Below are 25,969 nucleotides of genomic sequence, written 5' to 3' on the forward strand. Positions count from 1 at the left end.
GATGCAAGTCACCCTTAAACTTTTTGCAAGCCTTTCTCCCTATTTGCCAAAACATGCTAAACGCAATGAGGTGCAATTAGATGTGCCAGAGGGCATTACCGTTGCCCAGATGATTCAAATGCAAAATTTGCCCAACCAGCTAGTACACCTAGTTTTGCTAAATGGTCATTTTGTTGCTCCAGATCAACGGGCTACTACGGTTATTCAAGAAAATGACGCTCTTGCTCTGTGCCCACCCGTTGCGGGCGGGTAATGCAATTTGAGCGCCTGATGGGCTGTACAGCTCATGATTTGCAACGCTGGCTTCCGGATGCTCTTGGCAGTTATTACCCACGGTGCTCACTTGAAATTGATGGAATCACGATGATTCATGCTGAGAATCCACTGATTCAGATGGTTGGGTTCACAAAAAATGATCGTCAAATTGCATTACTCCGAATTCCTCAACTTCAGCTTCAATTAAAATTTACTGATCTTGCCGATCATCAAATTCAAGCACTGTTAGAGCGGTTTGATCTTTACACTCGTAGAGGTGGCGGTTAGATCATCAGGAGAATTGATATGACTTTATTTATTGACCGTGTCGATCACCTTGTATTGACGGTGACTGATATTGAGAAAACCACTCAGTTTTATGAAAAGGCACTCGGTTTTGAACGGGAATTCTTTAAAGGACCCGAAGGGCAGCCTCGTTATGCCTTGTTATTTGGGCAATACAAGATCAATCTGCAAGATAAAAATACCGAGACCCCGACTAAAGCAAAAGTACCGACCATTGGAGCAGGGGATTTTTGCTTGATCTCTAAAGTTCCACTCGATGACTTCATTGCTCACCTTCAAAAGGTTGGCATAACCATCGATACTGGACCCGTACAACGGCGTGGCGCCCTGGGGCCCATTCGCTCGGTGTACTTCAGGGACCCAGACGGAAACCTGGTTGAAGTAGCCGAATACATCTAATTTTCACCTGCACGACCATCAAAAGCCCCATATTGGGGCTTTTTTCTATTTTATTAACCAATTGATTTAAAAGGATATTTTTATCCTAATTCCCATATAAAGGCATATTGACACCCAAATATGTATATTTATATTGACAAAGATATATGTAAATTTAGAATTACACTTAAGAAAAGTAGGTTATTAAGATTTTGTGGCAGAGGGTGTCATAAAACCCGCGTGCGGGTGGAGCACGAGCAGTAGGGTGTCTTTCAAAGGGAGAAAACTATGTCAGACCCAAACAAGGTATGGCCCACCGGCTTAACGGAGGCTGAATCTGAAGAGTTACACCGTAATCTGATTCAAGGCACGCAGTTTTTTGGCATGATCGCAGCTCTTGCCCATTTGCTTGCGTACATTTATTCGCCTTGGCTGAAATAAGGAGATAAAAATGATTTACGGAAAAATGTGGTGTGTCGTAAAACCATCCGTCGGGATCCCATTGTTCTTGGGCGCCTGCGCAGTTGGTTCATTTGCTGTTCATACAATGATTCTCAACAATACAACGTGGGTTAAAGCATTTTTGAATGGCAATGCTGATAAAGTGGCTAGCGCTTCAGCATCGGCAGCAGCAGCACCTGCAGCACCTGCAGTGAAGAAGTAAAGTACTTTAATTTTTCACTAGTCCGAGGTCGGCGGGCCTCGGACTTTTTGCATTTTGATAGTGAGTCTTGACGCCGGTTGATCCTGATGGTGAGATAGCTATACATGAAACGCTTGAGCGAGAAACTAGTGCAATCCTGGGCCAGCCTTGGTCCTAAGTTTCTGCCGTTTGCAGACGCTGCTACTCCCGATTTACCCCTCTCGCGACTTCTGCGACTCTCTTTATTTCAAGTTTCGGTTGGCATGGCCCTGGTCTTACTAATCGGCACGCTCAATCGTGTCATGATTGTCGAGCTTGGCGTGCCTGCTTCCCTAGTGGCGATGATGGTTTCTTTGCCGCTCGTATTTGCACCATTTCGAGCATTGATTGGTTTTCGCTCCGACACCCATCGCTCTGAGCTTGGCTGGCGACGCGTTCCCTATATTTGGATGGGAACGCTCGTGCAGTTTGGTGGTTTAGCAATCATGCCATTTGCATTGCTGGTTCTATCTGGCGGCGGTCAGTCCGCAAATGCTCCTGCTTGGATTGGTCAGGCGTCTGCCGCACTCGCATTCTTGTTGGTGGGCGCTGGCATTCATATTACCCAGACCGTTGGATTGGCACTAGCGACCGACTTAGCGCCACAAGAATCGCAGCCCAAAGTGGTTGGGCTCATGTATGTGATGTTGCTCCTTGGAATGATTGTGAGCGCTTTTGTGTTTGCGGCGGTCTTAGAGGATTTCTCACCAGGTCGCCTGATTCAGGTGATTCAAGGCTGCGCGATTACCACGATGATTCTGAATGTCATTGCCTTGTGGAAGCAGGAGACCCGTGACCGCAATCGACGCTTTAAGAATCCCAATCAGCCAACCTTTAAGCAATCCTGGGAACTCTTTTGTAAAGGCGATCATGCGATTCGTCGCTTAACCGCAGTTGGTTTGGGGACGATGGCGTTCACCATGGAGGACGTTTTATTAGAGCCCTATGGGGGCGAGATTCTGAAACTCAGTGTTAGTTCAACGACATTCTTGACTGCAACTTTGGCAATGGGTGGCTTGATCGGATTTGGACTGGCATCGCGCGTGCTCAGTCGTGGGGCGGATCCATTTCGGATGGCAAGTATGGGCGCGATGCTTGGCTTACCCGCCTTTATAGCAGTGATTCTGGCAGCCCCGTTAGCCTCTGCATCACTATTTAGCTTTGGGGTCTTCCTGATTGGATTTGGAGGTGGCTTATTTGGTCATGGCACATTAACAGCCACCATGAATCTTGCACCGCCGGAGCAGCGGGGATTGGCTCTGGGCGCCTGGGGTGCTGTGCAGGCCACGGGGGCAGGGATTGCAATGGCCTTGGGCGGAGTGATTCGTGACCTTGTCAATTACTTCGCCATGAACAGTTTCTTCGGAGCTGCTCTCGTTGACCCAAGCACGGGATATATTGCTGTGTATACCATTGAGATCGCGCTCTTAATAGCAACGATTGTTGCGATGGCCCCATTAATAAAGCAACGGGTAATGCCGCAACCCTTGCAAACAAGTTCAGGCGGCATGGGTCGTAGTTCTTAATCAAGGAGAAAGCAATGGAAGCAGGGTACGTTGTTGCAATTTTGATCGTTGCGATTGGCGCCATGGTCACCATTCGGAATATGAATCGCCGCAAGTAAGTATTGCTTAAGAATCGCCTTTGCGCTTTTTGCCTAAGAACGATTCCACGATGATCGAGCAAAATACTGCTCCCAGAAGGGCGGTAATTACCGCCATGATCGGACCGCTGATTTGCATACCAAACGCATAGCCAAATTTCAGGCCGATACCCACTGCAATCAGGTAAGGGATCAAAAAGAGGTAGTTGCGAAGCTTCTTCATAGGTATGATCTTAGCGGCAGAAATTCCTCTAAGCAATTTTGATGGGCTTGGATCATAATGAATCTTCAATCGGAGGGTTCATCATGGCGATCAAACAGTTTGCTATTTCAGTGTTCTCAATTTTCTCAATCGTGTTTTCATTGGGGGCATTCGCTGCCGACACCGGCCCAAGCGAGTCGGCTCCATCCTGGCAAGCGGAAGCTCAAAAAGAGATTAAGGCCAATAAATACGATGCTGCCATCAAAACACTACTGGCAGCCAATCAACCCAATTCGGCAGATTGGAACAATTTGCTCGGTTATGCGCAACGCAAAAAGACTCCGCCGGATTTAACTGCTGCTGAGCGCTACTATCAGGCCGCACTCAAAATTGATCCAAAACATCGTGGCGCTTTGGAGTACTACGGCGAGTTATTTTTAATGAAAAATGATTTAGCCGGAGCCGAACAGATGCTTGCTCGACTCAATAAGGCCTGCTTCTTACCGTGCGAGGAGTATCGCGAGCTAAAAGATGAAATTACCAAGTACAAGGCTCAAAAAGGCATAAAGTAGCCTTTAGCTGAAAATCGGGGCTTGGGTCTCAATATCTGAGAAAATAGAGTTTTGATTAATGAGTTTAAAGACCCGCCATCATGCCAGCAGGGAGAACCACGCTTTCAGAGTATTTAAGCCAGCAATCGGCTCAGCACCCATCGCTCCACCCTGATCTTGGTTCGCTCGTATTAGAAATTGCCAAAGCTGTTCAAGAAATCGCTTTATTAACCTCCCAAGGGGCGCTTGCGGGCGTATTGGGCAGTTTAGAGAGTCAAAACGTTCAGGGTGAGACCCAAAAAAAATTAGATGTTCTCTCCGATGAGATTTTGATTCAGACCTTTCGATCTGGCAATCTCGTCGCTGGAATTGCATCCGAAGAGAATGATGAGCCACTGAGTAATCCCAAGGGTGGATCCTTTCTATGTTTATTTGACCCACTCGATGGCTCATCCAATATTGACGTCAACGTCTCAGTCGGAACCATTTTTTCAATACTGCCTACAAGCCCGAACGCCACGCTGAAGGTAAGCGATTACCTGCGTGCGGGTCGCCAGCAGATTGCGGCAGGGTATGCGATTTATGGACCGGCAACCATGCTGGTTTTTAGTTTGGGGCATGGTACGCATGGCTTTACCTTTGATGCGGCGTCGGGCGAATTCATATTGACGCATCCTGCGATTCAAGTACCCGCCGATACCAGTGAATTTGCCATCAACGCCAGCAATGAGCGCTTCTGGGAGCCGCCTGTGAGTCGCTATATCAGCGAATGCAAGCAAGGTAAAACCAGTGTGCGAGGACGTGACTTTAATATGCGCTGGATTGCGAGCATGGTGGCGGATGTCCACCGGATCTTGATGCGCGGTGGAGTCTTTATGTATCCCAAAGATACAAAGGATCCGAGTAAACCAGGACGCTTGCGTCTGATGTACGAAGCCAACCCAATGACATTTGTGGTAGAGCAGGCCGGCGGCTTGGGTTCTACTGGACGTCAACGTATTTTGGATGTTCAGCCGGAAAGTATTCATCAACGGATCCCTGTGATTTTGGGATCCAAAAATGAAGTAGAGCGCATCGAGGACTATCACCGCGAACACGATCGCGCGTAACACCAATAAAAAGAATGGATATGAGTACAACATCACTAAATCGTCGCGAACTGGCTAATGCCATTCGCTTTTTGGCCATCGATGCCGTTGAAAAATCGAAGTCGGGTCATCCAGGTGCGCCGATGGGGATGGCTGACATTGCCGAGGTCTTATGGCGCGATCATCTACACCATAATCCTGCCGATCCAGCATGGATTAATCGGGATCGCTTTGTCCTTTCCAATGGCCATGGATCAATGCTGATCTATGCCTTATTGCATCTCACCGGCTATGCCGTCAGCATTGACGATCTTCAGAAGTTCCGCCAGTTGCACAGTATTACGGCTGGCCACCCCGAAGTCGGCATCACGCCCGGCGTAGAAACTACTACCGGCCCCCTTGGCCAAGGCCTTGCCAATGCGGTGGGGATGGCTCTGGCAGAGTCCCTCTTAGCCAAGCGCTTTAACCGCCCAAACCACTCCATCATTGATCACCACACCTATACCTTCTTAGGGGATGGTTGCCTGATGGAGGGCGTGAGTCATGAGGCCTGCTCCTTGGCGGGAGTCTGGGGCTTAAATAAACTCATTTGCTTTTATGACGACAATGGCATCTCAATTGACGGGCATGTCGATGGTTGGTTTCGAGACGATACCGCCAAGCGTTTTGAAGCCTACGGTTGGAATGTGATTGGTCCAATTGACGGTCACGATGCCAACGCCATCTCACACGCCATCGGGCAAGCCAAGAGCGAGTCCAAGCGCCCAAGCTTGATTATTTGTAAGACCACCATTGGTTGGGGAGCCCCCAATATGGCGGGCACCCATGATGTACACGGCGCCCCCTTGGGTGAAAAAGAAGCCCAGGCAACCCGCCAAGCATTGGGCTGGACCCACGCACCGTTTGTGATCCCTGCATCAATCAAAGAGGCATGGAGTGCGATCGCGGCAGGTAAGGCTAAACAGGCTGCTTGGGATGCAGCGTTTGCCAACTACCAGCGTGAGTTCCCTGAGCTTGCCAAAGAATTACTACGCCGCGTTGATCAAAACTTCCCCGAGGGTTGGAACAATACCAAGTCCCAACTCTTTGCTAGCATGAAAGCGACTGAGGCGCCAACAGCCAGTCGTAAATCATCGCAACAGGTTTTAGAGGTTTTGGTTCCAGCATTACCTGAGCTATTGGGTGGTTCTGCTGATCTCACTGGTTCTAACCTCACTGCTGCGAAAGCCAGCATCACCTGGCACCAAAAGCCCGATCAAGTGGCGAACTATTTATCCTATGGCGTGCGCGAATTTGGTATGAGCGCCATCATGAATGGCATTGCATTGCATAAAGGCTTTATCCCCTATGGCGGCACCTTCGCAGTGTTCTCGGATTACGCCCGCAATGCCATGCGCATGAGTGCTCTCATGCACCAACGTGTCATTTATGTGTTGACGCACGACTCGATTGGTCTGGGGGAGGATGGGCCTACCCACCAACCGATTGAACATGCGGCTAGCTTACGACTCATTCCAAACCTCGATCTCTGGCGACCCTGCGATGGATTTGAAACGGCTGTCGCATGGACTGCTGCAATCGAGCGCACCGATGGACCCAGCGCACTCTTTTTATCTCGCCAAAATTTACCCCAGCTCACCCAGGCGATTACGGAAGCTCAGGTATTAAAGGGTGCTTATGTCCTATCAGATGCTCCCAATCCCGAAGCAGTGCTGATCGCAACCGGCTCCGAAGTGAGTCTAGCGATGCAAGCCCAAGCGCTCTTACGCACCAAAGGTAAGTCGGTACGCGTGGTATCCATGCCATGTACCTCGGCCTTTGATCGTCAGTCTCGCGAGTGGCAAGACGAGGTCTTGCCCAAGGGTGTGCGCCGAATTGCGATTGAAGCCGGGCAGGGCGATCTCTGGTGGAAGTATGTCGGCTTAGACGGCGCCGTCGTTGGTATTAATCGGTTTGGAGAATCAGCGCCTGCACCAGCGGTTTATCAAGCCTTGGGTGTTACCGTTGACCGAATTGTTGAACTTGTTTTGTCCTAGAGGAAAAAATGGCATTAATTTCATTAAGACAGCTTTTAGATCACGCCGCTGAGCACCATTACGGACTGCCAGCATTCAATGTCAATAACATGGAGCAGATCCATGCCATCATGCAGGCCGCTGATCAGGTTGATAGCCCTGTAATTTTGCAAGCCTCAGCAGGCGCTCGCAAATATGCGGGTGAGCCATTCCTGCGGATGCTAGTGCTCGCAGCGGTTGAGCAGTACCCTCACATTCCAATTTGTATGCATCAGGATCATGGCGCATCACCCGCCGTCTGCCAAGCATCGATTCGTAGTGGCTTTTCTAGTGTGATGATGGATGGCTCACTAAAAGAAGATGCCAAGACCCCAGCTGATTTTGCCTATAACGTGGATGTGACCCGTCGAGTGGTCGATATGGCGCATGCGGTTGGTGTCTCAGTGGAAGGTGAGTTAGGTTGCTTAGGTTCATTAGAAACTGGACAAGCGGGCGATGAGGATGGCAGTGGGGCAGAGGGCGTACTTGATCACTCGCAGCTCCTCACAGATCCAGACGAGGCAGCCGAGTTCGTTGCGAAGACCCAGGTGGATGCGCTCGCGATTGCGATTGGTACCAGTCATGGTGCGTATAAGTTCACCAGACCACCCACTGGAGATATTTTGGCAATCGATCGCATTAAGGCCATCAATCAGCGGATTCCGAATACGCATTTGGTGATGCATGGATCATCGAGTGTGCCGCAAGAGTGGTTGGCGATTATTCGTGAACATGGAGGCACAATTAAAGAAACCTATGGTGTGCCAGTAGAAGAGATCGTTGAAGGAATTAAGCACGGCGTGCGCAAGATTAATATTGACACTGATATTCGTTTGGCGATGACCGGAGCGATCCGGAAATTTTTCTCAGAACACCCAGAAGAATTTGATCCACGCGCTTTTCTCAAGGTTGCTACGGCAGCCGCCAAAGGGATTTGCGAGGCGCGCTTCAAATCGTTTGGATGCGCTGGGCAAGCGAGCAAGATTAAGGTGATTCCCTTGGAGAAGATGGCAGTGCGCTACGCCAAGGGAGAACTAAAAGCCGTTGTGCAGTAATGATTGAGTACAAGAAATCAAGAGGAAAACATGACGATCCGAGTTGCAATTAATGGATATGGCCGGATTGGCCGGATGGTATTGCGCGCGCTCTACGAAGAGGCGATGCAGAATAAAAAACGTGATATTCAAATTGTCGCCATTAATGCGATGGGCGATATTGATATCAATGCGCATCTCACCCAATATGACTCCGCCCATGGCCGTTTTCCGGGAACAGTAAGCGTTGACGGCGATTACATGGTGGTGAATGGCGATCGGATTCGGATGTACTCGACTCGCAATCCCCTTGAAACCCCATGGGGCAAAGAGGGCGTTGATCTGGTGCTCGAGTGCTCAGGTAAGTTCACTTCGAAAGAAAAGGCCATGGTGCACATTCAGCAGGGAGCTAAGAAGGTATTGATCTCAGCCCCCGGTGAAAAGGATGTGGATGCCACAATTGTGTATGGCGTCAATGAGAAGGTCTTAAAACCAACCGATGTGGTGGTCTCCAACGCGAGCTGTACCACCAATTGCTTAGCACCCCTCGTTAAGCCCTTACTGGAGAAGATTGGAATTGAATCTGGCCTGATGACCACGATTCATGCGTTTACCAACGATCAAGTACTTACCGATGTGTATCACAAGGATAAGCGTCGGGCACGCTCAGCCGTGAGTAGCATGATCCCCACCAAAACCGGTGCTGCTAAAGCGGTTGGTCTCGTACTACCAGAACTGGCTGGCCGCTTTGATGGCTTTGCGATGCGCGTACCCACCATCAATGTCTCGGTCGTTGATCTCACCTTTATTGCCAAGCGTCCTACCTCGGTGGATGAGGTTCATCAAATACTGCAGGCGGCAAGTGAGCATGAGCTCAAAGGCATTTTGGGCTTTAATACCTTGCCTTTGGTATCGATTGACTTTAATCATGACCCCCGACCCAGTATTTATGACGCTTCACAAACACGGGTCTCGAGCGATGGCAAGCTGGTCAAGGTCTTGGCGTGGTACGACAACGAATGGGGCTACTCCGTGCAAATGCTCAATGCGGCAGAAGCCCTGATGGCGGTATAAGGCATTGGCCAGCCGACCCCCTACCCGAAAACAAGACCCTGACTCGGCCTTGGTTGACGATATTCGTCTGCTTGGGCGCATTCTAGGGGATGTGATTCGGGAGCAAGAGGGCGTTGCAGTATTTAATTTGATTGAGCAGATTCGGGTCCTATCGGTCCGGTTTCATCGCCATGGTGATGAGAATACCAACAAGGAGCTTAAGAAGCTTTTAAAAGGATTGAGTGCCGATGATGCGGTGAAGGTCATTCGTGCCTTTACCTACTTTAGTCACTTGGCAAATTTGGCAGAGGATCGTCATCAATTACGACGTCAAGCCGCCCAAGAGCGGATTGCCAGCCAACAGCCCGGTAGTATTGATTTGGCCTTAGAACGAATTCATGCGGCAGGTATTAGTAAAGAGACCATTGTTAAGACCCTTACTGATAGTTATTTGTCACCCGTACTGACTGCGCACCCAACCGAAGTGCAACGCAAAAGTATTTTGGATGCAGAGCGGAGCATTGCTCAATTATTGCTAAATCGCGATCAGATTAAGGATCGAGCAAAAGCGTATCAGCTCAAAAAAGATCGTTTATGCGAGCGTGAGCTTGCCGACAATGAATTGCAAATCAAAGCACGCGTGATTCAGTTATGGCAAACCCGTTTATTGCGTTACACCAAACTGAAGGTTGCCGACGAAATTGAAAATGCTTTGAGTTACTACGAGGCTACTTTTTTACGGGAGATCCCCAAGCTCTATGCTGAGCTGGAAGACCGTTTGGGGCAACCGCATATCGCATCCTTTTTGCGGATGGGTCAATGGACCGGGGGCGATCGGGACGGCAACCCGAATGTTACTGCCCAAACCTTGGAATATGCTCTAAAACGGCAGGCCGAGATGATATTGCGGCACTACTTAACCGAGGTGCATTATCTGGGTACGGAGCTCTCGCTGTCCGCATTCTTAGTGGGTTTTCCAAAGCCTATGCAAGCCTTGGCAAATCGCTCCCCCGATGAGAATGAACATCGCATGGATGAGCCTTATCGGCGAGCCTTGACCGGGATTTACTCGCGACTCGCCGCCACACTCAAAGACTTAACCGGGGGCGATGCAGCGCGACACGCAGTACCACCCCAAAATCCCTATCAAACTGCTGAAGAATTCTTGGGCGATCTACAGATTATTGAGAGCTCATTACGGTCTCACTCTGCAGAGGCTCTCATTAATCAGCGTTTAAGGGCGCTCATCCGTGCGGTTGAAGTATTTGGATTTCATTTGGCCACTGTGGACTTACGCCAGAGCTCGGATCAGCATGAGGAGGTATTGCAAGAGTTGCTGGCTGTCGCCAAGATTGAGAACAACTACCGAGATTTAGACGAGACCGCTAAGCAGGCATTATTAATTCGCTTACTCAATGAAGCACGACCGCTGAGGGTGGTTGGCGCAGCGTATTCCCCCCACACGATGAGTGAGCTTGCTATTTTTGCCCTTGCCAAAGGCCTGCGTGAGCGTTTTGGTGCGGATGCGATCCGACATTACATTATTAGTCACACTGAGACCGTCAGCGATTTGTTGGAGGTGATGTTGCTGCAAAAGGAACTAGGCCTGTTGCATGGCACCTTGGATTCGAAGGCACGCATTGATCTCATCACAGTACCCTTATTTGAAACCATTGAAGATCTTCGTAATGCAGCACCCATCATGCGCGACTTTTATGCTTTGCCAGGCATTGCTAATTTAGTAAAACGGTCAGGTGGCGAGCAAGACATTATGTTGGGCTATTCCGACAGTAACAAAGACGGCGGGATCTTTACCAGTAATTGGGAGCTGTACCGCGCTGAGATTGCTTTGGTAGAGCTCTTTGAGCGTTTAGCCAACAGTCACAATATCCAGCTGCGCTTATTTCATGGGCGTGGTGGAACAGTAGGACGGGGTGGCGGCCCTAGTTATGAAGCCATTCTGGCACAACCACCTGGGACTGTTCGAGGTCAAATTCGCTTGACGGAGCAGGGTGAAGTGATCGGTTCTAAATACGCCAACCCAGCAATCGGCCGACAAAATCTAGAGGCATTAATTGCAGCTACTCTTGAGGCAACACTCTTACAGCCAACCAAGCCCGCAACACCCTTATTCCTTAAAACGGCTGCACAGATTTCAGAGTCCAGCATGCGGGCCTACCGCCGTTTGATCTATGAGACCGAGGGATTCGCTGAATACTTTTTCCAGGCTACTCCGATTCGTGAGATTGCCGAGCTCAATATTGGTTCACGACCTGCATCCCGTAAAGCGACGCAGCGTATTGAGGATCTTCGAGCCATTCCATGGGGATTTAGTTGGGGCCAATGCCGTCTAACACTCCCTGGTTGGTTTGGTTTCGGATCTGCCATTTACGAGTTATTACATGACGTCAAGCCCAAAGAGCGCGCTACGAACTTGGCTCTATTAAAACGGATGTATCGTCAGTGGCCATTCTTTCGAACCCTCTTATCGAATATGGATATGGCTTTATCCAAAGCAGACCTTGATTTGGCTGCTCTTTACAGTGAGCTGGTTGCGGACTCGCGCTTACGCAAAAAGATCTTTACGGCCATGTGCGAGGAGTGGGATAAGACCATTGATGCACTTGTGCAGATCACGGGGGAGAAGCAACGCCTTGCTAATAACCCAATCTTAGCTCGGTCGATTCGCCATCGCTTTCCTTACATCGACCCTTTACATCACATTCAGGTTGAATTGGTGAGGCGCTATCGAGCTGGGCAAAGCGATGAGCGGGTCAAGCGCGGCATCCACTTATCCATCAATGGCATTGCATCGGGTTTACGAAATACAGGATAAAGCCGCTAATCACTTGTGGTGATCGGCAGGAAGCTCAACACCACATGCACGACAGTATCTATCCGTTGCATTGAGATCATCGGCTAAGCAGTTTGGACAGGTTCTTGGATCTTGGTCTGGCCGATGGCGCCGCAGTGCCATTTCGCTCGTCACAATTCCAGTGGGAACCGCTAAAGTACCCCAGCCCATGAGCATCATGATGGATGCAATGAGCTTGCCTAAGTCGGTTTGTGGAGTGATATCGCCGAAGCCAACCGTTGTCATGGTTGTAATCGCCCAATAGATGCTAATTGGGATATTGGTAAATCCATTCTGGGGCCCCTCCACAACATACATGAGGGTGCCCATCACCATGACAATCATTAGAACAACCGATAAAAACACCATGATTTTGCGACGACTGGCCGCTAGGGCATTTGCTAGATGGTTGTACTCGACCAAGAAACTCGTGAGCTTGAAGATTCGGAATATGCGTAAAAGACGCAGAACCCGAACATCAATCAGTGAATGTAACTCTGGGAAGAAGAGTGCGAGGTAGGTGGGTAAAAATGCGATGAGGTCAATGATTCCAAAAAAGCTCAGCGCATATTTACGTCGATCGGGAGCGCAGTAGAGGCGCGCAAGGTATTCAATAGTAAAGATGAAGGTAAAAAACCACTCCATGGCAAAGAGGATGGAGTGAAATTTGGCCGATACGCTTTGCACACTATCGAGCACCACCACCAGAATGGAAACCAGAATGACAAAGATTAGGATCCGGTCAAAGAGCCGGCCGGCATGGGTATCGGACTCAAAAATAACCCGATACAAGGTCTCTTTCAGAGTCTGCTCTTCATGGATCTCAGGCTTGGCGGTCATATCGGCCTTGGGGGTTCAAAACAATTAGAATAACGGTTTACCAAGTAATCATTCATTTAGCTTAAATAATAAGGAATTTGTATGCCAAGCCTTTTGCCCAATGTAGACCCGGATGGTCTATTGGAATTCTCGGTAGTCTATACCGATCGTTCTTTGAATCACATGTCAGCGGAATTTAAAAAAGTTATCACTGATATTTCTGCAATTCTCAAGGATGTGTATAAAGCGCATTCCACCGTCGTGGTACCTGGAAGTGGAACCTACGGTATGGAAGCAGTGGCACGGCAGTTTGCTCCTGGCAAAAAATGCTTAATTATTCGTAACGGCTGGTTTAGTTATCGCTGGACGCAAATTTTTGATCTCGAACAGTTCACCCAAGACGTTCATGTGATTAAGGGCCGCCAAGTTGAGCAGACTGCGCAAGGTGCGTATGCACCCCCTCCGATTGAAGAGGTTGTTGCCTTTATTCAGAAAGAGAAGCCAGACGTCGTATTTGCTCCGCATGTTGAAACGTCCGCTGGAATTATTCTGCCCCCCGAGTATTTGAGGGCGATTGGCGACGCCGTGGAATCGGTTAATGGATTATTTGTGTTGGATTGCATTGCTTCTGGTGCAATGTGGGTCGATATGAAGGCCAGCAAAGTGGACGTCTTGATTAGCGCTCCGCAAAAAGGGTGGAGTAGCTCCCCATGTTGTGCTTTGATTGGGCTCTCCGAGCGGGCTCGTCAAAAAATTGAGCATACTCAAAGCAATAGCTTCTCAATCGATCTCAAGAAGTGGTTACAGATTATGGAGACCTACGAGAAGGGTGCGCATGTGTATCACACCACCATGCCAACCGATGCATTGAAGATCCTTCGTAACGCCATGAAAGAGACCCAATCGCATGGATTTGATTATCTCAAGCAGCAGCAGATTGAGTTGGGCGCCAGAGTCAGAGCCTTAATGGTTGCCAAGGGCTTCCCAAGCGTAGCCGCTACGGGTTATCAAGCACCATGTGTCGTCGTGAGTTACACCACTGATCCGGATATGCAGTCTGGTAAGAAGTTTATGGAGGTTGGTCTGCAAACTGCAGCGGGTGTGCCATTGCAGGTGGGCGAGGGCCCTGAGTTTAGGACCTTCCGTATCGGATTATTTGGTCTTGAGAAGTTACTTCATATTGAGCGCGCCATCACGCATCTTGAAGCTGCGATGGACAAGATCACAGCGAAGTAATTACTTTTCGATCTTTAAAACCGCAAAGGCAGCCTGAAGGCGCTTGGAGTAAATCTCCTTAAGCGCCTTTACTTTTTCAGGGGTCCATGACCAAAAGCCAGCAAGACTTTTGGTTCCTGTTCTACCACTCTGAACCATATCTAGAATCGATGCAGGCATTGCGGTGTCATTGCAAAGCGCTGGATAGATCTCCTTAGCCGCATTGCAATTGACATCCCAGCCCGATAATTCTTTTTGGGTGATGGGCCCGACTGCAGCATACCGAAATCCAAAACTATAGCGGACCGCGTCATCCACATCCTCGGGCGTTGCGATACCGCGATCGATTAAGTAAAGCGCCTCTCGCATTAAGGCGTGCTGGATACGATTGGCCAAAAACCCTGGAATATCTTGCTTCACCAGAACCGGTTTCTTATCAATGGATTGATAAAAGGCATACACTGCATCTGCAATCTTTGGATCGGTTTTCTCACCCAATACGATTTCGACTAAAGGCACCAGTTCAGCGGGCATAAAGTAATGCGCCCCCATCATACGATGGGCTGTTTTCAAACCCTGTGCGATTTTGCTAATTGGGTAGGCGGAGCTATTACTCCCAATCGGTATTGCCTCTGGGACACGTTGGTCTAGCGAACAAAATAAGGCTTGCTTGGTTGGCAAATCCTCAATAATCGTTTCTACAATCCAGCGGCAGTCAGCCCAGTCGTTCCATGTATCAATTTCTCCAGCGCGAGATGATCCAGCGGCACCCCGTTTTTCAGGGGAGCATAATGCGATCGCATCGTTTAGGCATTGCTGCGCCTTTTCTTGGGTACGCCCCAAAACCACGACGGGGACGCTCGCCTCCAAGAAGCCAGCCGCAATGCCAGTTGCCATGGTTCCAGTTCCAATTACCGTCACATAAGCCATCAAAAGCCCCTATTAGCGTCATGAAATAAACAAGAGTCTAATTCAGTTTGGCAAATGTCAGCCTGGCTTGACAGGCCATCGCACCCAGTTGGCCAAATAGGTAATACCCCATACAGGTCAAGGCAAGTGAGCCCTGAAACTGGTATAAATGGAACTTCGCTTTTTTAAGCCATTGCCATTCATAACGACAACGACAGACAAACTATGCTGAAACTTGACCAACATCCATCCGGTAGACATTTTTTACACATCCCAGGACCCAGTCCGGTTCCTTCCAGGATCTTACGTGCGATTAGCTATCAAACGATTGATCATCGCGGCCCAGAGTTCGGTGAGTTGGGTCTCCAATTATTGGCTGGTATGCAAACCATCTTCAAGACCAAGCATCCAGTGATCATTTATCCAAGTTCGGGAACGGGTGCGTGGGAAGGTGCTCTCGTAAATACCCTGTCACCTGGTGATCTCGTCCTGATGTACGAGACCGGTCATTTTGCAACCCTTTGGAATAAATTGGCTCAACGCTTAGGCATTAAAACCGAGTTCATCGGCTTGCCCGGTGCCCAAGGTTGGCGTCATGGGGTTGATGCGGCCAAAATTGAAGAGCGCCTCAAGGCGGATACGGGCCATCAAATTAAAGCGGTCTGTGTGGTTCATAACGAGACCTCAACGGGTGTTACTTCCAATATCGCTGCGGTACGTAAAGCCATTGATGCGGCAAAGCATCCTGCGCTTTTAATGGTTGATACGATCTCCGGTCTGGCCTCAGCTGATTTTCGTCACGATGAGTGGGGCGTTGATGTGACCGTGAGCGGTTCGCAAAAGGGTTTAATGCTCCCTCCAGGCATCGGATTTAATGCGATTTCACCAAAAGCGCTGGAGGCTAGTAAGCGTGCGACCTTGCCCAAAGCATATTGGGCTTGGGATGAAATTCTAGAGTCCAATAAGACTGGTTATTGGCCCTCAACGCCTGCAACCAATTTGCTCTATGGCTTGCACGAGGCGATTGAGATGATTTTGAACGAAGGCATGGACAATGTGTTTGCTCGCCATCAGCGCCTTGCCAAGGCTTGCCGCGCAGCGGTTGAGGCATGGGGCTTGGAGGTGCAGTGCAAAGATCCTGCGGTTTATTCCCCGGTATTGACTGGTGTGCGTACCCCAGAGGGTGTGGATGCCGATGCCTTGCGTAAATTAATCTTTGAACGCTACAACCTATCCCTTGGTACAGGCTTGGGTAAGGTAAAAGGTCAATTGTTCCGCATCGGACACTTGGGTGACTGCAATGAGTTGTCTTTGCTTGCTGCCATCAGCGGTTGCGAAATGGGTATGAACCGGTTTGGTATCAAACTCAAAGGCAGCGGTATTCTTGCCGCTCAAGAAGCCCTGCAGTAATTACGATTGATTGAGTTGTTTCCGTAGCGCTTCGATCTCCTCGAGGAGGTCAAGCGCCAATGCAACCCCTGGGGTATTGACCTCGAGATCTCGCACTAAACGGCTAGCGATCTTGGCGCGACGCAACGAATGCCCCGTAAAGCGCCATTCACTCTGGCTCGAGCCTTGCGGCTGAAGGACGCCCTCGGCGACCCATTCTTCTATATGCGTATGGGTGATTGAGCATGCTTGGCAGATTTCAGTAACGGTCAAATGCAGTTGCTCTTCAACCACCACGCCCTCTAGTAACACTGAACGATTTGTACTCATATCGATTACTCCTAAGCGTTTGCACGTGGATTAAATGCAGCAAATGACTTTGCCATTGCTTGATAAGCCTCTTTATCTGAATCGGAGACAGCTGGTGGGGTAACCAGACGAATGGCTGCGTATAGATCGCCCGGCTCTTGACTCGGAATACCCTTGCCCTTGAGGCGGAGTTTCTTGCCCGCCATGGTATTGGCTGGTATGTTCAATTCAACTTTGCCAGTGGGAGTGGGGAGGTCTACGGTTGCTCCTAATGCCGCCTCCCAGGGAGCAAGGTTTAAGTCAACCGTGACATCCTTGCCATCAACCTTAAACAGACTGTTTGGTTTGATCACAATCTCTAAATAGAGGTCACCCGCTTTGCCATTACCAAATCCTGGACTTCCTTGGCCAGCGAGGCGTAAATGTTGACCGCTTCGAATACCCTTGGGTATTTTGACCTCTAAGGTGCGCTCTTGCATGCGCAGATGACCTTGATCATCCAGTGCAGGCATTTTGAGTCCGATGCTTCGTTGTGCACCTAGATACGAATCAACCAAATCAATCTCGATCTTAGCGTGGTGATCTTCACCCGGAATATTGAACTGAGCACTTTGTTGATTCGCCTGTTGAGCGCGGCGCCCAAAAATGGATTCAAAGAACTCACTATGGTCGGGATTGGCACTATCACCCCAACCATTGCCCCGAAACTCGTAACCAGAATCCCAGTTAGGCGGGGGATTAAAGCCTTGACCACCTGACCAGTTGCTACCCATCTGATCATACGCTGCTTTTTTCTCGGGATCTTTCAAAACGGCGTAGGCCTCACCGATTTCCTTAAAGCGCTTTTCAGCATCCGCCTCTTTACTGACGTCGGGGTGGTACTTGCGCGCCAGCTTGCGATAGGCCTGTTTGATTTGATCAGGCGTTGCATCCCGCTCAAGGCCGAGTATTTTGTAATAGTCTTGGTATTCCATGAAGGCACAAAGAAAGTCAATCAATAATCCTCGATTTTAATCGGATTAAACCATTCAGTAGAATGGGCGCATGCCTGAAATTGATCCCTTAACCGCTGACGATGATTTACCACCTAGTAAATCAGAGCTCAAACGTCAAATGGCCGAGCGCCAAAAATTAGCTGAAGCGTTAAGCACTCTTACAAGTGATGCCTTAAAGTCGATTCCAATCGATGAAGATTTGCGCGATGCGATTGCAGAAACCTCACGCATTCGCTCTTTTGAAGGGATTCGGCGCCACAAGCAATACCTGGGTAAACGGATGCGCTCATTATCGGACGAGGATATTGCAGCCATTAAGAGGCAGCTTGAAGTGATTGAAGGACCCGGTCGGGTCGAAACTGCAAAGTTACACCGCTTAGAGCGTCTGCGTGAGCGCTTATTGCAAAGTGATGAGGCACTCCAAGAGCTCATTTCCCAACATCCCACGCTCGATATTCAGAATATTCGGACCTTGATTCGTAACGCGAAGAAGGAGCGCGAGGCCAATAAACCTCCAAAAGCCTATCGCGAGATTTTTCAATACCTAAGAGAGCTTGAGGCCTAAATGAGTAAAACTAAACAGGATCGTGGTGAAATCTACGTATTCATCCAGGCGATCTTATTGATTGCATTATTTTTTGGACCCACCGATCTCTTTGGCAAGCCAGAAACGATCTACTATCCATTATGGCTGGCAGGTAGAGCCCTTTTTTATATAGGACTGGGTATTGCGCTCTGGGCTGCCATTGCCTTGGGACCCAATCTCACTCCAATGCCAAAACCTAAACGCAATGGTGAGCTGATCCAAACAGGGATTTATAAGCTGGTTCGGCACCCGATTTATTTTGGAGTGATTGTATTGAGCTTTGGCTGGGCAGCAACCCTACAAAGTTGGTATACCCTAGCCGTTGCAATTGTTCTGCTCATCTTTTTTGATCTGAAGTCCCGCAAAGAAGAGGAGTGGTTGCTGGAAAAATTTCCGAGCTATCAAGACTATCAACGGCGAACTAAAAAACTAATTCCGCTGATTTATTAAATCAACATCTAATTTATTTAACCGCTTTATACCCCGGCGTTTTATTAGAGCGATTCTGGATAGCCTTAACGAATGCGGTTAAGGTTTTATTACGTCTGAACTCTGGTTTCATGGCGAGATAAAACGTTTCAGTCTCTAGAGGAATAAAGTGCAACTTATATTCCTTAGCGATGTACTGCAGGCCGACGCCAACATCGGCCTGTTCAGCCAGAATGCTGGTCGCTACGGCGCTATGGGTAAACTCTTCGTGCCCATATCCTTTAATTAGCTTGGTCTTAAGACCTTCGCGCTCTAAGAGTCGATCGAGCAAGAGGCGTGTGCCCGCACCCTTTTGACGATTAATCATGCGCACTTCAGGTCGGGCTAGATCCCGAATGGAGTGGATCTTGAGGGGATTGCCCCTTGCTAACAAAAGTCCTTGGACACGCTGCATTAAAGGAATAGTGATAAGACCGGCGCGTCGCAGATGTTCTTCGATGGCTTTGATCTCGCCTGGATCCGATACATGAAAACCAGCAACCGTCGCCTTATTCTCCATGAGGCGATCCAATGCATGTCCCGATCCCATGGTTTTATATTCAATCTCGTCAAATTTTGAATGAATTTGCTCAATCAAGGGATCGTTGCTGCTGCAAAAGATGTATCGATCAAATGTCTTATTGAGATGATTGGAAAGCTTCTCACTAATATCGGTTGCTAATCGCTGTGCTTCGCCAGATAGCTGCAAATCTAAGCGTTCTAGGGAATGAATCAGCAATTGTCCGGCGGGAGTAATTTTGGAGCCATGCCCCTTAATTCGTTCTAAGAGCCGGCAACCCAATTCCTGCTCGGCCTCTTGTAGCTCATTCCAGACCGTGCGATAGGACACATTCAGATCCTTTGCTGCCGCAGCTAGCGTACGCCCCTGATCCACGCTGCGTAATAAATTACCAATATGCGTTAGATCGAGGGTGTGCTGATGGTAGTTTGGGGTCTTCAGTAGCAGGGTGGGTTGGATCACGAGCTTCATATGAATATTTTTGCATATTGATTATTTAAACCGATCTCTTGATGATAAAACGTTTTCAACCAACTATTCATCATCATGAAAAATCTTCGCTCTATTCTTTCTATACTGACCCTCTCTTTATTGCTGTCCACCGCTGCGTATGCACAAAAGAGCATCGTTGTTTCTTCGACCACTTCGACGGAGCAATCGGGTTTATTTGGCCATATCCTGCCGCCCTTTGAGAAGAAGACCGGGATTCAGGTCAAAGTCGTTGCAGTGGGAACAGGGCAGGCTCTGGACATTGGCCGCCGCGGTGATGCCGATGTGGTAATGGTCCACGATAAAGTTGCTGAGGAGAAATTTGTTGCCGAAGGATTTGCCGATAAGCGGATTGAAGTGATGTATAACGACTTTGTCTTAATTGGACCGAAGAGCGATCCAGCCAAAGTTGCTGGTGGCAAAGATATTCAAGCGGCCCTTAAGAAAATCGCTGACAGTAAGTCAACCTTTGTATCGCGAGGCGACAAGAGTGGAACTCATGCGGCAGAACTTCGATATTGGAAAGGTGCTGGGGTTGAAGTATCACCCACCATGCCTTGGTATAAAGAAACTGGATCTGGAATGGGTCCTGCCTTAAACACGGCATCCGGTATGAATGGTTATATCTTGTCGGACCGAGCAACCTGGCTCACCTTTAAGAACCGCGGTGATCTGGCTATTTTGGTACAAGGCGATCCCAAGCTCTTTAATCAGTATGGCGTGATGCTGGTAAGCCCAGCCAAACATCCCAAGGTCAAAAAAGCCGAAGGCCAGGCCTTTATCGATTGGATTACCTCAAAAGAAGGTCAAGATACGATTGCCAGCTATAAGGTGGGCGGCGAGCAGTTATTTTTCCCAAACGCCAAGTAATAACTTAGTAGGTCCCCGGCACCAAAATATCGCTGGTGACATTATGGATATCACGGTGGCCTGTAAATGCCATCGTGAGATCCAGTTCCTTATGAATAATCTCTAAACATTTAGTTACGCCCGGGCCACCCATCGCTCCCAGACCATAGAGGAACGAGCGACCAATCATCGTGCCGCGCGCACCCAAGGCCCATGCTTTAAGAACATCCTGCCCGGAACGAATACCGCCATCCATCCAAACCTCGATGTTCTTGCCAACCGCATCTACAATTGGAGGCAGTGCCTGAATGCTCGACATTGCTCCATCGAGTTGTCGACCGCCGTGATTGGAGACCACAATCGCATCGGCACCCGATCCAACGGCCGCACGCGCATCCTCTGGATCCAAGATACCTTTGATAATTAGTTTGCCGTCCCAGTGTTTCTTAATCCACTCGACATCACCCCAATTGAGGCCGGGATCAAATTGTTCAGCAGTCCACGATGACAGGGATGACATATTCCCAACGCCTGTGGCATGCCCAACAATGTTTCTAAAGGTACGACGCGGGGTTTGCAGCATTCCCATGCACCAACGTGGTTTGGTCATCATATTAATAATGTTTGGAATGGTGAGTTTCGGTGGCGCGCTCAAGCCATTTTTGATATCTTTGTGACGCTGACCTAAGATTTGTAAGTCCAAGGTGAGAACAAGGGCTGAACATTTAGCCGCCTTAGCCCGTTCAATCAGACGTTCAATAAAACCACGATCTTTCATGACGTAGAGCTGGAACCAAAATGGTTTAGTGGTTCGCTCTGCCACATCTTCGATGGAGCAAATGCTCATGGTCGATAAGCAGAAGGGGACGCCAAATTTTTCAGCAGCCTGTGCAGCCAAAATCTCCCCATCGGGATACTGCATTCCGGTTAAGCCGGTGGGTGCCAGCGCAACCGGCATCGCCACCTCCTGGCCAACCATGGTCGTCTTGGTGGTGCGATTTTGCATATTGACGGCGACCCGCTGGCGTAACTTAATCTTCTGAAAATCCGACTCGTTGGCTCGGTAAGTAGATTCAGTCCAAGAGCCTGAATCTGCATAGTCATAGAACATCTTGGGGGTACGCTTTTGATGGAGAACGCGCAGATCTTCAATATTGGTAATAATTGGCATGATGAGTTTTTTTAAGGTAAATACAACTGACTGTATCAGACAGGCTAATGATTTGTCTATTATGAATGATCCTAAGTAAACCCCAAATCCTAAGATGAAACCAACCGTACTAGCCTTTGATGTATTTGGAACAGTGGTCGATTGGCATGGCTCGATTGCGGCTGAGGTCTCTCAACTGATTCCCCAGGTGGACCCCATTGCTTTTGCCAGCGCCTGGCGCTCCGGCTATAAACCTGCCATGGCAAGAGTCCGCAGTGGCGAGTTGGGCTGGACTCGGATTGACGATCTGCATCGGATGATTTTGGATCAAGTGCTAGATGATCTAAAAATTGATCATCTAACCGAATCTCAAAAGAAACATCTCAACCTGGCCTGGCACCGATTAAAACCATGGCCAGATACGGTGCGCGGTTTAACACTCCTAAAACAAGACTTTACGATCGTCACCCTGTCAAACGGTAATTTAGGTTTGCTTGCCAATATGGCAAAAAATGGTGGCTTACCTTGGGATCTGATTCTCTCCGCTGAAGTGTTTCGGCACTACAAACCCGATCCAGAGACCTATCTGGGTGTTTGCCAAACCTTTGACCTAGAGCCCCAAGACGTGATGCTAGTTGCCGCCCATAAAGACGATTTAGAAGCTGCGCATGCTTGTGGCTTGCAAACGGCCTTTATTGAGCGGCCCACTGAATTTGGACCGAGGGTGATTCGAGCGGACCTTGGGCAAGAGTCCTGGACTACCTACCATGCTAAAGACTTTATTGACCTGTCAAACCAACTAAAAGCCGTCTCGTAAAATAATGATCTAGATCAAACGTAAACCGAAAGAAAAGATCATACTTAGAGGACTAAAGGGAGGATCCTATGGCAAATCTAACGATTGAAATTGAGAACCTAAAATGCGGTGGCTGTGAGAACACCATCGTGAAGGGCTTAAAAGCGATTACAGGTGTCCAAGCGGTCACAGTCGATCATGCAAATAGAGCCGTTGTTCTGGATGCGGACTCTAATTTGCGCCAGCAGATTGTTGATAAGTTACTCAGTATGGGCTACCCAGAAAAGGGCTCTGTCGCGGGTCTTGATAAAGGAATTGCGACTGCTAAGTCATTTGTGAGTTGCGCGATCGGCCGCATCGGCTAAGTGATCTATCAATCAGCTAAGATGCCAGGATGTTTCATATTGACATCATTGGATACTTAGCCGCTTTGCTGACCACCTTCTCCTTTCTGGTTCAAGCCATCCAATCTTGGCGAAGCAGAGATCTCTCGGGCATCTCACTTGGCATGTACAGCATGTTTACCCTAGGGGTGGCATTGTGGTTAATCTATGGCATTGTGATTGAGAGTTGGCCCTTAATTGTGACCAATGCCTTAACCTTCTTATTTGCCCTGAGCATCTTGCTCATGAAACTAAAACAAATGTCAAAATAAGAGATGCACACTGTATTCTGATTCGATTCTGATAATGAAAATTCTGAAGATGCTAACAATTTTGATCGTACTGGCGATAGCAACTGCAATTGGTGTCGCGTACTACACGGCCAGTAAATTGGATGGGTATGTAAAGCGTTCGATCGAGAACTATGCCACGCAATCCCTTGGCACAAAAGTAACGGTTGGAGAGGTTAATCTTAGTCTGCGTCAAACCCAAGCAACGATTCGTGATCTGGAGGTTGCCAACCCTCCGGGTTTTGAAGGGGCTCATGCATTTAAAGCGGGAACGATTGAGATTGCGCTAAACCCTAAGGAATCCAAATTAGACTCCGTAGTGATTGATCGCGTGCTCTTGAATCATCCGAGTGTGCGCTATGTCAAAACGAAAGATTCAGACAATCTATCGGTTCTACAAAATCATGCCAAGCAATATAGTGCAGCCAACCAAAAGGAAGATACTCAAAACAAAAGCGATAAGGCGAGTAATTCTAGGCAGCCACGCATTCTCATAAAGCAATTTGATATTCAAGGGGCTGATCTGGTGTATCAGGATATGCGAATCCTAGGCACAAGCGTTAACCTTAAGTTAGATGACATTCAAATCATAAATATTGATACCGGTAAAGATGGTGCAGGAACCAAAGAAGCCGTCGGAAAAATCATCGATGCCATCATTCCAGTAGTCAAGAATGCGGCCCTAAAAAGTGTTAATAGTTATTTGAATATTGCTTCTGATACTTTGCGGGACGTGACGGGTAACGCCCAGCAATACGGTAAGGATGCGATTAACACCATCAAGAAGCTTTTTCAAAAATAACCAACACAAACCCATGACCCTTAATGCATACAACGGACGCCTGACCTCACTCTCGCATGGAGGTGGCTGTGGCTGCAAAATTGCCCCCGGCGTCTTGAGTGATATCTTGCGAGCCTCACCCCTCAAAATGATTCCATCTGCTTTGTTGGCTGGCTCAGAAAATAATGAGGATGCAGCGGTTTATCAAATTAATGATCATCAGGCGATTGTGGCTACAACAGACTTCTTTATGCCAATCGTCGATGATCCCTTTGACTTTGGTCGAATCGCTGCCACTAATGCGATTTCAGATATTTATGCGATGGGTGCTCAGCCCTTATTTGCGCTCGCCTTGCTAGGTATGCCAATCAATGTGTTACCCCTGGAGGTGATTCAGAAGATCATCGCGGGCGGCGAGTCAGTATGTCAATCAGCGGGGATTCCCATTGCTGGTGGGCATTCGATTGATACGGTTGAGCCTATCTATGGCTTGGTTGCGATTGGTATTGTTGATCCGGCCAACTTGAAGCGCAACAGCGGTGCAGAAGAGGGGGATGTAATCATTTTGAGTAAACCCCTGGGGGTTGGTATTTTGAGTGCCGCTCTTAAGAAAGAGCGTTTATCAGCCAAGGGATATGAGTCAATGATTGCCTACACCACTCAGCTAAATCTGCCTGGTATAGCCCTCTCAAAGATGCCAGAAGTTCATGCCCTGACCGACGTCACGGGCTTTGGCTTGGCAGGGCATCTTTTGGAGATGAGTCGCGGGGCAAACCTGAGAGCCAATTTGAACTGGAGTGATATTCCACTCATTGCCGAGGCGGTGGAGTTTGTTAAAGAAGATATCTATACCGGCGCCTCAACCCGAAATTGGCAAGCTTATGGTGGGGAGATTTCGTTTAGTTCAGATACACAACCCTGGCAACAGCATTTATTGACCGATCCACAAACCAGTGGTGGCTTACTGATTGCTTGTGCACCGGATGCCAAAGACCAGGTTCTGGGTTTGCTCCATCGCTCGGGATTTCATGAGGCGAGAGCAATTGGCCATTTTGGGGGCGGTCAAGGCCTTGCCATGACCTAGAAATGAGTCTGGGCCTCGGTCTCACCAATTGCCATAAAACTGGCTACAATCAATATTCATTTGAAAGTAAAGGCCTCACCATGAAAAACCAGAGTTTTGCAGCGTGTTTTCAGTCCTTCATGCAAAGCATGATGGGTTCCCCAATGAAGCGGGGCGAATGGTTTTTGCAGCTGATGATCGATAAGCGTGATGAGCGCTTGCGTAAAAAGATCTATTAATCGTGGTTTGATCGAATGCGATCAATCGTGACTCGATGGGGCACACACTTAGCGGTGTGCCTTTTTATTTTCCCAATTAGTGCATCCGCAGCCGGTCTTGCGGATGTGGTTGGTGAAGGGCAGATTCGGTTTCTCAAAACCAAGCCTGATCCCAATTCCTACACCTACGAATCAAAGGTCACCATCCTAGAGACCAGTCTTGATTCTGGCTTGGTACAAATCCAGACTTGCCACAAAAAATTGGATCCGATTCGCAAAGTGGTCATTTTGTTTAATAAAGATCGAATCCGAGATATTCAAGTTCGGACCATGGATGGTATTGCGATGGCCGAAGTCAAAGACAATCGCGTCACCCTCAGTGAGGTGCAAAAGGGTGGATCGATTTGCATTGATTTGCAGTCGAAGGCGTTGGACTCACTGGGTAACGGCCTCTATCAACTCAATGCTGGCCCTTTAATGCGCAGACTCTTTGATGGCTATTTACCCATGACCGCAAACATGAAGTTCTCTTGGCCAGACAAACTGCTCGCCGTTCAAGAAACCAAGCCAGCCACTCAAGATGGAGTTGATATTAAGTCTGCTAATGATGGTCTAGAGATGGACTTGGTGTTTGCCGGAAAAATGACAGCGCAGATCCTACTCAAGCGCTCCGATTAAAG

31 protein-coding genes are annotated in these 25,969 nt (G+C 48.6%); 24 read left to right on the forward strand and 7 right to left on the reverse strand.

Annotated elements, in window-relative coordinates:
• Window position 1 precedes the first annotated feature (1 nt).
• The 6 genes from AOC32_RS03555 (at window position 2) to AOC32_RS03580 (ending at window position 3,147) form a co-directional block, all read left to right on the forward strand.
• Window positions 2-253 (forward strand): MoaD/ThiS family protein, encoded by a 252-nt coding sequence (locus AOC32_RS03555; protein ID WP_108508167.1) that lies wholly within the window; start codon window positions 2-4, stop codon window positions 251-253.
• Window positions 253-543 (forward strand): hypothetical protein, encoded by a 291-nt coding sequence (locus AOC32_RS03560; RefSeq protein ID WP_108508168.1) that lies wholly within the window; start codon window positions 253-255, stop codon window positions 541-543. Before AOC32_RS03555 ends, AOC32_RS03560 begins: the two co-directional genes overlap by 1 nt.
• Window positions 544-561: 18 nt before the next feature.
• On the forward strand, window positions 562-960 hold the full coding sequence (locus AOC32_RS03565) for a VOC family protein (RefSeq protein WP_108508169.1): 399 nt from the start codon (window positions 562-564) through the stop codon (window positions 958-960).
• Window positions 961-1,227: 267 nt separating this feature from the next.
• Window positions 1,228-1,380 (forward strand): light-harvesting antenna LH1, beta subunit, encoded by a 153-nt coding sequence (pufB, locus tag AOC32_RS03570; protein WP_108508170.1) that lies wholly within the window; start codon window positions 1,228-1,230, stop codon window positions 1,378-1,380.
• Window positions 1,381-1,390: 10 nt separating this feature from the next.
• On the forward strand, window positions 1,391-1,603 hold the full coding sequence (locus AOC32_RS03575) for a light-harvesting protein (RefSeq protein WP_108508171.1): 213 nt from the start codon (window positions 1,391-1,393) through the stop codon (window positions 1,601-1,603).
• Window positions 1,604-1,707: 104 nt separating this feature from the next.
• Window positions 1,708-3,147 (forward strand): PucC family protein, encoded by a 1,440-nt coding sequence (locus AOC32_RS03580; protein WP_108508172.1) that lies wholly within the window; start codon window positions 1,708-1,710, stop codon window positions 3,145-3,147.
• A 105-nt stretch (window positions 3,148-3,252) separates the two neighbouring features.
• Here AOC32_RS03580 and AOC32_RS03585 read toward each other — a convergent pair whose 3' ends face one another.
• On the reverse strand, window positions 3,253-3,447 hold the full coding sequence (locus AOC32_RS03585; protein ID WP_108508173.1) for a hypothetical protein: 195 nt from the start codon (window positions 3,445-3,447) through the stop codon (window positions 3,253-3,255).
• Between the two features lie 83 nt (window positions 3,448-3,530).
• Between AOC32_RS03585 and AOC32_RS03590 the strand changes: the two genes are divergently transcribed.
• From AOC32_RS03590 to ppc, 6 genes are all read left to right on the forward strand, one after another.
• Window positions 3,531-3,998 (forward strand): tetratricopeptide repeat protein, encoded by a 468-nt coding sequence (locus tag AOC32_RS03590; protein WP_108509325.1) that lies wholly within the window; start codon window positions 3,531-3,533, stop codon window positions 3,996-3,998.
• 80 nt (window positions 3,999-4,078) lie between these two features.
• Window positions 4,079-5,086: a class 1 fructose-bisphosphatase gene (locus tag AOC32_RS03595; RefSeq protein ID WP_108508174.1), complete on the forward strand. Its 1,008-nt coding sequence runs from the start codon at window positions 4,079-4,081 to the stop codon at window positions 5,084-5,086.
• A 20-nt stretch (window positions 5,087-5,106) separates the two neighbouring features.
• Window positions 5,107-7,101, forward strand: a complete 1,995-nt coding sequence (gene tkt, locus AOC32_RS03600; protein ID WP_108508175.1) for a transketolase — start codon at window positions 5,107-5,109, stop codon at window positions 7,099-7,101.
• Between the two features lie 8 nt (window positions 7,102-7,109).
• Window positions 7,110-8,174 carry a class II fructose-bisphosphate aldolase gene (gene fba, locus AOC32_RS03605; RefSeq protein ID WP_108508176.1) on the forward strand — a complete coding sequence of 355 codons (1,065 nt, stop codon included), beginning with the start codon at window positions 7,110-7,112 and terminating at the stop codon, window positions 8,172-8,174.
• A 30-nt stretch (window positions 8,175-8,204) separates the two neighbouring features.
• Window positions 8,205-9,227 carry a type I glyceraldehyde-3-phosphate dehydrogenase gene (gene gap / locus AOC32_RS03610; RefSeq protein ID WP_108508177.1) on the forward strand — a complete coding sequence of 341 codons (1,023 nt, stop codon included), beginning with the start codon at window positions 8,205-8,207 and terminating at the stop codon, window positions 9,225-9,227.
• Between the two features lie 4 nt (window positions 9,228-9,231).
• Complete coding sequence (ppc, locus tag AOC32_RS03615) at window positions 9,232-12,042, forward strand: phosphoenolpyruvate carboxylase (RefSeq protein ID WP_108508178.1); 2,811 nt, start codon at window positions 9,232-9,234, stop codon at window positions 12,040-12,042.
• A 9-nt stretch (window positions 12,043-12,051) separates the two neighbouring features.
• Here the strand turns inward: ppc and AOC32_RS03620 are convergent, their stop codons facing one another.
• Window positions 12,052-12,900, reverse strand: a complete 849-nt coding sequence (locus AOC32_RS03620) for an ion transporter (RefSeq protein WP_108508179.1) — start codon at window positions 12,898-12,900, stop codon at window positions 12,052-12,054.
• An 81-nt stretch (window positions 12,901-12,981) separates the two neighbouring features.
• On the opposite strand from AOC32_RS03620, the gene AOC32_RS03625 reads away from it, so the two are divergent.
• Complete coding sequence (locus AOC32_RS03625; protein ID WP_108508180.1) at window positions 12,982-14,115, forward strand: aminotransferase class V-fold PLP-dependent enzyme; 1,134 nt, start codon at window positions 12,982-12,984, stop codon at window positions 14,113-14,115.
• Here the strand turns inward: AOC32_RS03625 and AOC32_RS03630 are convergent, their stop codons facing one another.
• Window positions 14,116-15,024 carry a 3-hydroxyacyl-CoA dehydrogenase family protein gene (locus tag AOC32_RS03630; RefSeq protein WP_199908524.1) on the reverse strand — a complete coding sequence of 303 codons (909 nt, stop codon included), beginning with the start codon at window positions 15,022-15,024 and terminating at the stop codon, window positions 14,116-14,118.
• A gap of 204 nt (window positions 15,025-15,228) precedes the next feature.
• Between AOC32_RS03630 and AOC32_RS03635 the strand changes: the two genes are divergently transcribed.
• Window positions 15,229-16,413 (forward strand): pyridoxal-phosphate-dependent aminotransferase family protein, encoded by a 1,185-nt coding sequence (locus AOC32_RS03635; RefSeq protein ID WP_108508182.1) that lies wholly within the window; start codon window positions 15,229-15,231, stop codon window positions 16,411-16,413.
• On the opposite strand, the gene AOC32_RS03640 is transcribed toward AOC32_RS03635, so the two are convergent.
• Window positions 16,414-16,722 (reverse strand): chaperone modulator CbpM, encoded by a 309-nt coding sequence (locus tag AOC32_RS03640; protein ID WP_108508183.1) that lies wholly within the window; start codon window positions 16,720-16,722, stop codon window positions 16,414-16,416. It lies immediately after the preceding gene.
• A gap of 11 nt (window positions 16,723-16,733) precedes the next feature.
• Window positions 16,734-17,675 carry a DnaJ C-terminal domain-containing protein gene (locus AOC32_RS03645; protein ID WP_108508184.1) on the reverse strand — a complete coding sequence of 314 codons (942 nt, stop codon included), beginning with the start codon at window positions 17,673-17,675 and terminating at the stop codon, window positions 16,734-16,736.
• Between the two features lie 70 nt (window positions 17,676-17,745).
• Between AOC32_RS03645 and yjgA the strand changes: the two genes are divergently transcribed.
• Window positions 17,746-18,261 (forward strand): ribosome biogenesis factor YjgA, encoded by a 516-nt coding sequence (yjgA, locus tag AOC32_RS03650; RefSeq protein WP_108508185.1) that lies wholly within the window; start codon window positions 17,746-17,748, stop codon window positions 18,259-18,261.
• Window positions 18,262-18,732, forward strand: a complete 471-nt coding sequence (locus AOC32_RS03655) for a methyltransferase family protein (RefSeq protein ID WP_108508186.1) — start codon at window positions 18,262-18,264, stop codon at window positions 18,730-18,732.
• 13 nt (window positions 18,733-18,745) lie between these two features.
• Here the strand turns inward: AOC32_RS03655 and AOC32_RS03660 are convergent, their stop codons facing one another.
• Entirely contained in the window at window positions 18,746-19,741 is a 996-nt protein-coding gene (locus AOC32_RS03660; protein WP_108508187.1) for a substrate-binding domain-containing protein, read from the reverse strand.
• 75 nt (window positions 19,742-19,816) lie between these two features.
• Between AOC32_RS03660 and AOC32_RS03665 the strand changes: the two genes are divergently transcribed.
• Window positions 19,817-20,629 carry an extracellular solute-binding protein gene (locus AOC32_RS03665; protein WP_108508188.1) on the forward strand — a complete coding sequence of 271 codons (813 nt, stop codon included), beginning with the start codon at window positions 19,817-19,819 and terminating at the stop codon, window positions 20,627-20,629.
• Window positions 20,630-20,633: 4 nt separating this feature from the next.
• On the opposite strand, the gene AOC32_RS03670 is transcribed toward AOC32_RS03665, so the two are convergent.
• A complete protein-coding gene (locus AOC32_RS03670) occupies window positions 20,634-21,779 on the reverse strand; it encodes an alpha-hydroxy acid oxidase (RefSeq protein ID WP_108508189.1) in 1,146 nt (381 codons plus the stop codon).
• A 94-nt stretch (window positions 21,780-21,873) separates the two neighbouring features.
• On the opposite strand from AOC32_RS03670, the gene AOC32_RS03675 reads away from it, so the two are divergent.
• From AOC32_RS03675 to AOC32_RS03705, 7 genes are all read left to right on the forward strand, one after another.
• Window positions 21,874-22,575 (forward strand): haloacid dehalogenase type II, encoded by a 702-nt coding sequence (locus AOC32_RS03675; RefSeq protein WP_108508190.1) that lies wholly within the window; start codon window positions 21,874-21,876, stop codon window positions 22,573-22,575.
• Window positions 22,576-22,643: 68 nt separating this feature from the next.
• Complete coding sequence (locus AOC32_RS03680) at window positions 22,644-22,919, forward strand: heavy-metal-associated domain-containing protein (RefSeq protein ID WP_108508191.1); 276 nt, start codon at window positions 22,644-22,646, stop codon at window positions 22,917-22,919.
• A gap of 29 nt (window positions 22,920-22,948) precedes the next feature.
• Window positions 22,949-23,209, forward strand: coding sequence for a SemiSWEET transporter (locus tag AOC32_RS03685; protein WP_108508192.1), 261 nt, complete (start codon window positions 22,949-22,951; stop codon window positions 23,207-23,209).
• Window positions 23,210-23,243: 34 nt separating this feature from the next.
• The gene (locus AOC32_RS03690) at window positions 23,244-24,029 is read left to right on the forward strand and encodes a DUF748 domain-containing protein (protein WP_108508193.1); all 786 of its coding nucleotides are present in this window, start codon (window positions 23,244-23,246) and stop codon (window positions 24,027-24,029) included.
• 13 nt (window positions 24,030-24,042) lie between these two features.
• The gene (gene selD, locus AOC32_RS03695) at window positions 24,043-25,092 is read left to right on the forward strand and encodes a selenide, water dikinase SelD (RefSeq protein WP_108508194.1); all 1,050 of its coding nucleotides are present in this window, start codon (window positions 24,043-24,045) and stop codon (window positions 25,090-25,092) included.
• Between the two features lie 2 nt (window positions 25,093-25,094).
• Entirely contained in the window at window positions 25,095-25,310 is a 216-nt protein-coding gene (locus AOC32_RS03700) for a hypothetical protein (protein WP_108508195.1), read from the forward strand.
• A gap of 27 nt (window positions 25,311-25,337) precedes the next feature.
• The gene (locus AOC32_RS03705) at window positions 25,338-25,967 is read left to right on the forward strand and encodes a hypothetical protein (RefSeq protein ID WP_159074885.1); all 630 of its coding nucleotides are present in this window, start codon (window positions 25,338-25,340) and stop codon (window positions 25,965-25,967) included.
• The last annotated feature ends 2 nt before the right edge of the window (window positions 25,968-25,969 follow it).

This window comes from Polynucleobacter acidiphobus (assembly GCF_003065385.1).
Lineage (GTDB): Bacteria > Pseudomonadota > Gammaproteobacteria > Burkholderiales > Burkholderiaceae > Polynucleobacter > Polynucleobacter acidiphobus.